Origin of the sequence: Rhodococcus sp. CX (assembly GCF_015865005.1) — a bacterium.
Classification (GTDB): Bacteria; Actinomycetota; Actinomycetes; order Mycobacteriales; family Mycobacteriaceae; genus Rhodococcus.
The window spans coordinates 35,991-39,668 of the sequence record NZ_JADZGH010000261.1 but is presented as its reverse complement, the minus strand read 5'-3'; the positions used below and the strand labels follow the sequence as shown (position 1 = coordinate 39,668).

At 71.6% G+C, this 3,678-nt stretch carries 1 pseudogene; it reads left to right on the top strand.

Annotated features, from left to right (window positions below):
- Positions 1-3,678, top strand: a pseudogene (locus I0Q12_RS28880) (amino acid adenylation domain-containing protein); the annotation flags it as partial.

Here is a 3,678-nt window from a genome sequence, read left to right as displayed (position 1 = left end):
TGACGGCCGCGCAGGCACGGATCGAGCTCCCGCCGCGCGAGGTGACCGAGTCCGAGGCGCTCGAGCGGGTGTTCGCCGCGGTGGGAACCGGATTCGACGTCACCACCGCGGTGCCGGTGCGCGCGGAGCTGTTGCGCGTCGCCCCGGACGAGCACGTGCTGGTGGTCGTGGCGCACCACATCGCGGCCGACGGTTTCTCGATGGGACCGCTGACCCGGGACGTGATGGTCGCGTACGCGTCCCGGTCGCGCGGGGAGCACCCGTCGTGGGCACCGCTCTCGGTGCAGTACGCGGACTACACGCTGTGGCAGCGCGAGGTCCTGGGGGCCGAGGACGATCCGCGGTCGCTGATCGCCGGCCAGCTCGACTACTGGACCACCGCGCTGGAGGGTGTGCCGGATCAGCTGGATCTGCCCACCGACCGGCCCCGGCCGGCCGTCGCGTCGAACACCGGCCGCGACCACCGTTTCGAGATCGGAGCGGACGTCCAGGCCGGCATCGCCGACCTGGCGCGGCGTACGGGCGTGACCGCGTTCATGGTGGTGCACGCGGCGCTGGCCGCGGTCCTGGCACGCATGTCCGGCAGCGACGACATCGCGATCGGCACGCCGGTCGCCGGTCGCGGCGAGGCCGCGCTGGACGACGTGGTGGGCATGTTCGTCAACACGCTGGTCCTGAGGACGCGCATCGACGGCTCGGAGCCGTTCACCGACCTGCTGTCCCGGGTCAAGGACACCGATCTCGGTGCGTTCGGGCACGCGGACGTGCCGTTCGAGCGGCTCGTCGAGGTGCTGGATCCACCGCGGTCGCAGGCGCGGCACCCGCTGTTCCAGGTGATGCTCACGTTCGAGAACATCGGGCAGTCGAGCTTCGAGCTGCCGGGGCTGACGGTCGCCGGTGTGCAGGCCGAGAACCGCACCGCGAAGTTCGACCTGCAGTTCGTGCTGTCGGACACGTTCGCCGCCGACGGTTCGCCCGCGGGAATCGCCGCCGGTGTCACCTACGCGACCGATCTGTTCGACGAGGCGACCGTGGCGTCGCTCGCGCAGCGGTTCACCCGGGTGCTCGCGGCGGTCGTCTCCGATCCGGCCCTGCGGGTCGGTGACGTTCCGGTGCTGGATGCGGCCGAACGGATCTCGGTCCTCGAAACGTGGAACGACACCGCACACGAGACCGATTCGACCGCGACCCTCGTGGATCTGTTCGAGGCGCAGGTCGCGCGGACCCCGGACGCCCCGGCGGTCGTGTTCGGTGACGAGACCCTGACCTACCGCGAATTCGCGTCGCGGGTGCACCGGCTGGCGCGGGTCCTGATCGCGTCGGGTGTCGGTCCCGATGCGCTCGTCGCCCTGACGATGCGTCGCTCGACCGAACTGCTCGTCGGCATGTACGCGGTGGTCGTGGCGGGCGGCGCGTACGTGCCGATCGATCCCGACCAGCCGGCCGAACGCAACGAGTACGTGCTCGCGACCGCGGATCCCGTGCTCGTGCTGTCCACGAGCACCGACGCGATCGAGGCTCCGGGCCGCGACGTGGTGCTGCTCGATCGGCTCGACGTCTCCGGCTACCCGGACGGTCCGGTCACGGACGCCGAACGGCTCGGTGCCGTCCTCCCGGACAACACCGCCTACGTGATCTTCACGTCCGGTTCGACGGGCCGCCCGAAGGGTGTGGCGGTCGCGCACGCCGCGATCGTCAACCGTCTGCTGTGGATGCAGGGGCAGTACGAACTGACCGCGGACGACGTGGTCGTGCAGAAGACCCCCTTCACGTTCGACGTGTCGGTCTGGGAGTTCTTCTGGCCCTTGCAGATCGGTGCCCGCCTGGTCGTCGCGGCACCGGACGTGCACCGCGATCCGGCGGCGCTGGCCCGGCTCGTCGCCGACGCCGGCGTCACGGTCGTGCACTTCGTGCCGTCGATGCTCGCCGCGTACGTCGCCGAGCCGAGCGCGGCGGGATCCGGACTGCGGATGGTGTTCGCCTCGGGTGAGGCGCTGCCCGCGCCGATCGCCGCGCGGATGCGGGAACTCGTGCCCGGGGTCGCCGTGCACAACCTCTACGGGCCGACCGAGGCCGCGGTGGACGTGACCTTCCACGAGGTCACCGACGCGGACGTCGTGACCGTGCCGATCGGTGCGCCCGTGTGGAACACCCGGGTGTACGTGCTCGACGACCGGTTGCAGCCGGTGCCCGTGGGTGTCGCCGGGGAGCTGTACCTGTCGGGTGTCCAGGTCGCGCGTGGCTACGTGCGGCGTCCCGACCTGTCCTCGGAACGGTTCGTCGCCGACCCGTTCGCGACCGGCACGCGCATGTACCGGACCGGTGACCTCGTGAAGTGGTCGGCCGCCGGGGAACTGGAATACATCGGCCGCACCGACTTCCAGGTGAAGGTCCGCGGTCTGCGCATCGAACTCGGCGAGATCGAGTCGGCGCTGACGGACCTGCCCGAGATCGCACAGTCCGTCGTGGTGGTCCACGACGGGGAACTCGGTCAGCAGCTCGTCGCGTACGTGGTGCCGGCGGACGGCGCGGATGTCGAGGTGGCCGCGGTGAAGTCCGCGGTCGGGGCACGTTCGCGCACGTTCTCGGCGTCGATCGCGTCGGTGCCGACGACGACTTCTTCGCGCTCGGCGGCAACTCGCTCGTCGCGACGCAGGTCGCGGCGAGGCTCGGGGCGGCCCTCGACACCGAGGTGCCCGTGCGTGTCCTGTTCGAGGATTCGACGGTGACGGCCCTCGCGGCCCGCGTCGAATCCCGCGCCGGTTCGGGCCGGCGTGCGCCGCTCGAGCCGCAGCCGCGCCCGGACCGGATCCCGCTGTCGCTGGCGCAGTCCCGCATGTGGTTCCTCAACCGGTTCGACACCGCGTCCGCGGTCGACAACATCCCGGTGGCGGTGCGCCTGTCCGGCGAACTCGACGTCGACGCGCTGCGTGCGGCGGTCGCCGACGTGGTGGCCCGGCACGAGGTGCTCCGTACCGTCTACCCGGAGGTCGACGGCGCCGGGCACCAGGTGGTGCTGCCCGCCGGTGAGGCCGGGGTCGAACTGGACGTGCGAGCCGTCACCGCGGACTCGGCGTTCGAGGTGGTCACCGAGATCGTCGAGTCCGGATTCGACGTCACCGCACAGGTTCCCGTGCGTGCCGCGCTGTTGCAGCTCGGCGACGGCGAACACGTCCTGGTCTTCTCGGTCCATCACATCGCCGCCGACGGCTTCTCGATGGCACCGCTGACCCGGGACGTGATGATCGCGTACGCCGCCCGCTCGCGCGGTGAAGCCCCGGCGTGGGCACCGCTGCCGGTGCAGTACGCCGACTTCACGCTCTGGCAGCGCGAGGTGCTCGGCGCCGAGTCCGATCCCGAATCGGTGATCGCACGGCAGCTCGGCTACTGGACCGAGCGGCTGGCGGGCATCCCCGACCAGCTGGACCTCCCGAGCGACCGGCCGCGGCCGGCGGTGGCCACCAACCGGGGCGCGGCCTACACGTTCACGCTCCCGGCCCGGCTGCAGGACGCGATCGGCGCGCTGGCGCGTGACCGTCAGGCGACCCCGTTCATGGTCGTGCACGCGGCGCTCGCGTCCCTGCTGGCGCGGCTGTCCGGCACCGACGACATCGCGATCGGCGCACCCATCGCGGGCCGCGGCGAGGCCGCGCTCGACGATCTCGTCGGCATGTTCGT